We start from the raw sequence: 6,033 nt of genomic DNA on the forward strand, positions 1-6,033 counted from the left end.
GTCGCGTCCCTACCCGCCGGACCGCTACCTCGGCGAGCACGGCGAGGTCACCGCCACCCGCCGCCCGAGCGGCCAGGAGCCCGAGCTGCGCCAGGGCGACGGCGGCGCGGCGCACTACCTGGCGACCGGAGACGACACGCACGGTGCGTTCGGCCTCTACCGATGGGAGATGGGCCCGGAGCCGGCCGGGCCGCCGCCACATTTCCACCGCTCGATCTCGGAGTCGTTCTACGTGCTCACCGGCACCATCCGGATCTACGACGGCACGCGGTGGGTGGACTGCGCGCCGGGCGACTTCGTGCACGTCCCGGAGGGTGGGGTCCACGGGTTCCGCAACGAGTCCGGGGCGCCTGCGTCGATGTTGCTGCACTTCGCGCCGGGCGCGCCGCGAGAGGAGTACTTCGAGGTCCTGGCCGACGCGGCGCGGCGCGAGGAGATGGAGCGCGAGGGGCGCGCGGAGTTCATGTTCCGCCACGACACCTACTGGGTCGACGGCTAGGGTCCCCGGCGATGGCGGTGGAACGGACCGGGCGCCGCGAGGTCGACCCGCCCCGCCGCGCGGCCGTCCTCGGGGCGGTCGCACTGGGCGGGGTGATCGGTGCGGAGGCCCGCTACGGGCTGGACCTGGCCTGGCCGCACACCCCGGACCGGTTCCCCTGGTCCACCCTGGTGATCAACGTGTCCGGGTGCCTGCTGATGGGCGTGCTGATGGTGGTGATCACCGAGAGGCTCCGGCCGCATCCACTGGTCCGCCCGCTGCTCGGGGTCGGTGTGCTCGGCGGGTACACGACGTTCTCCACCTACGCCGTCGAGACGGTGCAGGCCGTGGACGCCGGACGGGTGGGGGTCGCGCTGGGCTACGTCGTCGCGACGCCGGTGCTCGCCGTTCTCGCGGTCGCCGCCGGTGCCGCCGCGGCCCGGGCACTGGCAGGCGCCACATGAGCGTGCTCTGGGTGGCGCTGGGTGCTGCCGTCGGTGCGCCGTTGCGGTACCTGACGGACCGGGCCGTGCAGTCGCGGCACGCCTCGGCGTTCCCGTGGGGGACGTTGACCGTGAACGTGGCCGGCTCGTTCGTGCTGGGCGTGGTCGTGGCCGCCGCCGCGGTGCTCGGCCCGGTGACCCAGGCCGTGGTCGGGACCGGTTTCTGCGGCGCGTTGAGCACCTACAGCACGTTCTCCTACGAGACGTTCTCGCTCACCGGGCGGGGGAGGTCGCTGGTGGCGCTCGCCTACGTCGTCGGCAGTGTGCTGGCCGGTCTGGGTGCGGCGGCGGCAGGGTTCGTCATCGGCCGGCTGCTGCTCTGAGCCGGGGTCAGCGCGGCGACGGCGGGCGGTTCACCGCCCAGTGCGGCTCCTCCCCGGCGGCCCAGCGTTGCAGGTTCTGCGCGAACAGCTCGCCGCTGCGCCGGAACATCGTCGTGGTCACCCCGCCGACGTGCGGGGTCGCGACGACCCGCGGATGGCTCAGCAGCGGGCTCGACGGGTCCGCGGGCTCGCGGGCGTGCACGTCGAGGCCGGCCGCTCCGACCTGCCCGGCCTGGAGCGCGGCCAGCAACGCGTCCTCGTCGACGACGCTGCCGCGGGCGACGTTGACGAACACCGCACCCGGGCGGAAGGCGGCGAACGCGCCGGCGTCGAAGAGGTGCCGGGTGTCCTCGCTGCCCATCGCCGCGCACACCACGACGTCGGCCTCGGCCAGCACCTCGTGCAGCGTGTCCGGGCCGGTGACCCGCTCGACCTCCGGCGGGCCGCCCTGCTCCGGCCGGGCCCGCACGCCGATCAGCCGGGTGCCGAACCCGGCCAGCCGCGCGGTGACCGCGGTGCCGATCGCGCCCAGGCCGACCACGGCCGTCGTCGCGCCCAGCAGCGAGCGCCCGGCCGGTCCGTTCCAGCCGTCGCGTTCGCGCAGCGCGGCCCGGGCCTCGTCCAGGCGGCGGAGCCCGGCCAGCACGTGCAGCACCGCCAGCTCCGCGACGCTCTCCGCGTTCGCCGTCAGGTGCGAGGGCAGCCGGCACACCCAGACGCCGGCCTCGGTCGCGGCGTCGACGGCGATGTTCTCGACCCCGACGCCGTACTGCTGGATCAGCCCGAACCGGCCGCGCTCGACGATCTCGGCGCCGACCGCGACGCCGAACGGTGTGAGCACGTGCGCGCCGTCCAGGCTCTCGGCCAGTAGACGGCGAGGGGTGGTGGCGATGTCCCAGCCGGGGATCAGGTCCGACAGGTCGGACCAGGGGATCCCGCGGCTGAACTCCCGGGCGGCGAACAGCACGCGCACCGATGAACTCCTTCTCGCGATCAGGCCCAGCGCCCGGCGGCGACCTGGGCGTGGAACTGCTCGACGAGCGCGTTGAACAGCGCCGGCTCCTCGAGGTTGGTCAGGTGTCCCGTGCGCGGCAGCACGGCCAGGCCGGCGCGGGGCAGGGTGCGGCGCAGCATCACGTCGACGTCGAGGATGCCGTCGTCACCGTCGCCGGCCACGACCAGCGTGGGCACGTCCATCCTGCCCAGCTCGTCGCGCAGGTCGTAGAGCGAGGGCCGCGACGCCTGCACCCCGGCCATGGTCAGCCCGGCTCCGGTCGGGTCGTGCTCGGCGAGAACGGCCATGTGCTCGGCGTAGCCTGCCGGGTCCTTGTCCCGCAGGAACACCCGCCCCGGGCCCGCGCCGTAGTCGGCGGCCACCGCTGCGGCGCCCTCGTCGGCGTAGCGCCGCGCCAGGTCGCGGGACTCGGCGCGGAACGCCGCGTCGGCGTCGGGGTGGGCGCCGTAGCCGCAGCCGGCCACCACCAGCGACCGGGCGCGGCCCGGGTGCCGCAGCCCCAGGTGCAGCGTCGCGAACCCGCCCATCGAGTTCCCGACGACGTGCGCGGAGGCCTCACCGGCGGCGTCGAGCACGCACAGCGCGTCGGCGACCGCGCGGTCCTGGGAGTAGGCGCCCGGCTCGGCCGGGACGTCCGAGGGCGGGTAGCCGCGGGCGTCGTAGACGAGGCAGCGGTAGCGCCGGGAGAAGTGCGCGACCTGCGGGCGCCACGAGCGGTGGTCGCCGCCGAACTCGTGGATCAGCAGCAGCGGCTCCCCGCGCCCGTGCGACTCCCAGTGCAGCTCGACGCCGTCGTCGGTGGTGGCCCTCATGCCCCGAACAGGCCCCGCAGATAGGCGGCCTGGCCGATGTGCTGCATGTCGTCGCCGACGACACTGACCAGGCGCACGCTCAGGCTCACGCCCTCGCCCCAGGTGGCGGGCAGGATCCGGTCCAGCTCCGCGTCGGTGACGCCGTCGAGCAGCCGCAGGGTCTGTTCGGTGACGGCGTCGTGGTAGCCGGTCAGCAGCGACGCCTCGGCCCGGACCGCGGCGACCTCGGTGGAGGACTGGCCGTAGCCGGTCGCGGCGTCGTCGAACGGCAGGCCGAAGCGCGCCGACCAGCCCTGCGGCCACACCTGCGCGGTGCCGAACGCCTCGGCCAGGTGGTCGTCCTGCACCCGGCTCAGGTGCCAGACGGTCCAGGCGATCGAGTTGCCCGGGCCCTCGGCGCCCTGCGGGCGCCGGGCCAGGGTCTGCTCGTCGAGGCCCTCCACGGCCGACGTCACGTCCTCGCGGATCCGGCCGAACGCGTCGGCCAGCAACTGCGCCGCAGTCGTCATCGGGTGCTCCTCCCACGCGGCGCCGCACCCGGAACCGGGGCGGCTTCCCGGGCCACCCTAGATCCGCTCCCCGACAGCGGCAGCCGGGCCGTGATCAGCGGGCTCGTGCGGGAACCTGCGCCGGTGCAGCTCCCCGCACGGTGGCGGTGATCATGCCCGGGGCGTCCGGCGGCGAACTACCGTGGGTCCCACGTGCCGCACCGATCCGGGGGAGCCCATGTCCGACCTGACGCACAGCTCGCACTGGGGCGTGTTCCGGGCCCGGTGGTCCGGCGGTGACCTGCAGGTCCGTCCGCACCCGGGCGACCCGGACCCGTCACCGGTGCTGGACAACATCCCGGCCGCGCTGACCCACCCGGCCCGGGTCGCGGCGCCGTCGGTGCGCCGCGGGTGGTGGACCGACGGCCCCGGCCCGGACGAGCGGCGCGGGCACGACGAGTACATCGAGGTCGGATGGGACGAGCTGCTCGACCGTCTGGCCGCCGAGCTGCGCCGGGTGCGCGAGACGCACGGCGACGCGGCCGTCTACGGGGGCTCCTACGGGTGGGCCAGCGCGGGGCGGTTCCACCACGCGCAGGGGCAGCTGCACCGCTTCCTGGCCGTCACCGGCGGCTACACCCGCTCGGTCAACACCTACTCCGGCGGCGCCGCGGAGGTGCTGCTCCCGCACATTCTCGGCGGCTTCGACGCCGTCACCCGCTACGCCGTGAGCTGGGACTCCGTCGCCGCGCACACCGACACGGTCCTCGCGTTCGGCGGGATGGCGCTGAAGAACTCCACGGTCGGCTCCGGCGGGGTCAGCCGGCACGTCGAACGGGGCGCGATGCGCGCCGCGAAGGCACGCGGGGCCCGGTTCGTGCTGGTCAGCCCCTTGCGGCCGGACCTGCCCGATGAGGTCGACGCGCAGTGGCTGCCGATCGAGCCCGGCACCGACGCCGCGCTGATGCTGGCGCTGATGCACACCGTCGTCACCGCGGGCGCGCACGACCGGGAGTTCCTGGCGAGCCACTGCGTCGGCTGGCCGGAGCTGGAGCGCCACCTGTTCGACGGCCCGGTGAAGGACGCCGAGTGGGCGGCGACGATCACCGGGATCGACGCGGCGACGATCCGGGAGCTGGCCGGGCGGATCACCGTCGGGCGCACCCTGGTCACGGTCGCGCAGTCGCTGCAGCGCGCCGAGCACGGCGAGCAGCCGGTGTGGGCGGGCGCGGCGCTGGCCGCGGTGCTCGGACAGATCGGCCTGCCCGGCGGCGGGTTCAACTACGGGCTCGGCTCGCTCGGGCACTACGGCCGCCCCCGCAACGCCGTCCCGGTCCCGACGATGGCCCGCACCCAGAACCCGGTCACCTCCTACATCCCGGTCGCCCGGATCTCCGACATGCTGCTGCACCCGGGCGAGCCCTACGAGTACAACGGCGAGCACCGCGTCTACCCGCACGTGCGGCTCGCGTACTGGATGGGCGGCAACCCGTTCCACCACCACCAGGACCTCAACCGGCTGCGCCGTGCGGTGGCCCGGCTGGACACGTTCGTCGTGCACGACCCGGTCTGGACGGCGACCGCCCGGCACGCCGACATCGTGCTGCCCTCGACCACCACGCTCGAGCGCGAGGACATCGGCGCGTCCGGCTCGGACCCGTTGCTGGTCGCGATGAAGCCGGTCAGCCCGCCGCGCGGGCAGGCCCGCGACGACTACGACACCCTGTCCGCCCTGGCCGAGCGGCTCGGGTCCGGCGCCGAGTTCACCCAGGGCCGGACGTCGCGGGAGTGGCTCGAGCACCTCTACCTGCGGACGCAGAAGGCGCTGGCCGACCGCGGTTCCCCGGCCCCGGACTTCGACGAGTTCTGGGAGGCCGGCGAGCTGGAGCTCCCGTCGGGGCCCGACGACGGGGGAGTGCTGGCGAGGTTCCGCGCCGACCCGTCCGGGCATCCGCTGGCCACCCGCTCCGGGAAGGTCGAGGTCGGCTCGCCGACGATCGTCGCGTTCGGCTACGACGACTGCCCCGGACACCCCGCCTGGCTGCCGCCGACCGAGCGCCCGACGCCCGAGCACCCGCTGTGGCTGGTGGCCAACCAGCCGGCCACCCGCCTGCACTCGCAGCTCGACTTCGGCGCGCACAGCGCCGGCGCCAAGGGCGCCGGCGGCCAGGAGATCGTGCGCGTGCACCCGGTCGACGCGGCGGCCCGCGGGATCGTCGACGGCGACGTCGTTCGCGTGTCCAACGACCGCGGCGCCACACTGGCTCAGGCCCGCGTCACCGACGAGGTGCGCGCCGGCGTCGTGCAGCTGCCGACCGGCGCCTGGTGGGACCCGGAACCCGACGGCACCTGCCGGCACGGGAACCCGAACGTCCTGACCCGCGACGTCCGGCCCTGGGTGAACTCGGCGCCGG

At 75.0% G+C, this 6,033-nt stretch carries 7 protein-coding genes; 4 read left to right on the plus strand and 3 right to left on the minus strand.

Annotated features, from left to right (window positions below):
• The 3 genes from I4I78_RS28945 to crcB (I4I78_RS28955) form a co-directional block, all read left to right on the plus strand.
• Positions 1-499, plus strand: a 499-nt coding sequence (locus tag I4I78_RS28945) for a cupin domain-containing protein (protein WP_226380636.1), incomplete at its 5' end; no start/stop codon positions are given.
• An 11-nt stretch (positions 500-510) separates the two neighbouring features.
• Positions 511-942, plus strand: a complete 432-nt coding sequence (gene crcB / locus I4I78_RS28950; RefSeq protein ID WP_218614681.1) for a fluoride efflux transporter CrcB — start codon at positions 511-513, stop codon at positions 940-942.
• Entirely contained in the window at positions 939-1,304 is a 366-nt protein-coding gene (gene crcB / locus I4I78_RS28955; RefSeq protein ID WP_218614682.1) for a fluoride efflux transporter CrcB, read from the plus strand. The genes crcB (I4I78_RS28950) and crcB (I4I78_RS28955) overlap by 4 nt, the downstream gene beginning before the upstream one ends.
• 7 nt (positions 1,305-1,311) lie before the next feature.
• Here the strand turns inward: crcB (I4I78_RS28955) and I4I78_RS28960 are convergent, their stop codons facing one another.
• The 3 genes from I4I78_RS28960 to I4I78_RS28970 are packed head-to-tail and all read right to left on the minus strand — an operon-like array spanning position 1,312 to position 3,640.
• Positions 1,312-2,277 (minus strand): D-isomer specific 2-hydroxyacid dehydrogenase family protein, encoded by a 966-nt coding sequence (locus I4I78_RS28960; RefSeq protein ID WP_218614683.1) that lies wholly within the window; start codon positions 2,275-2,277, stop codon positions 1,312-1,314.
• A 20-nt stretch (positions 2,278-2,297) separates the two neighbouring features.
• Positions 2,298-3,131, minus strand: a complete 834-nt coding sequence (locus tag I4I78_RS28965) for an alpha/beta fold hydrolase (RefSeq protein WP_218614684.1) — start codon at positions 3,129-3,131, stop codon at positions 2,298-2,300.
• On the minus strand, positions 3,128-3,640 hold the full coding sequence (locus I4I78_RS28970) for a DUF664 domain-containing protein (RefSeq protein ID WP_218614685.1): 513 nt from the start codon (positions 3,638-3,640) through the stop codon (positions 3,128-3,130). Before I4I78_RS28970 ends, I4I78_RS28965 begins: the two co-directional genes overlap by 4 nt.
• Positions 3,641-3,857: 217 nt before the next feature.
• On the opposite strand from I4I78_RS28970, the gene I4I78_RS28975 reads away from it, so the two are divergent.
• Positions 3,858-6,033: molybdopterin-dependent oxidoreductase (locus I4I78_RS28975; protein ID WP_218614686.1), on the plus strand; the 2,176-nt coding region annotated here is incomplete at its 3' end.

The organism is Pseudonocardia sp. KRD291, from assembly GCF_019263595.1.
Classification (GTDB): domain Bacteria; phylum Actinomycetota; class Actinomycetes; order Mycobacteriales; family Pseudonocardiaceae; genus Pseudonocardia.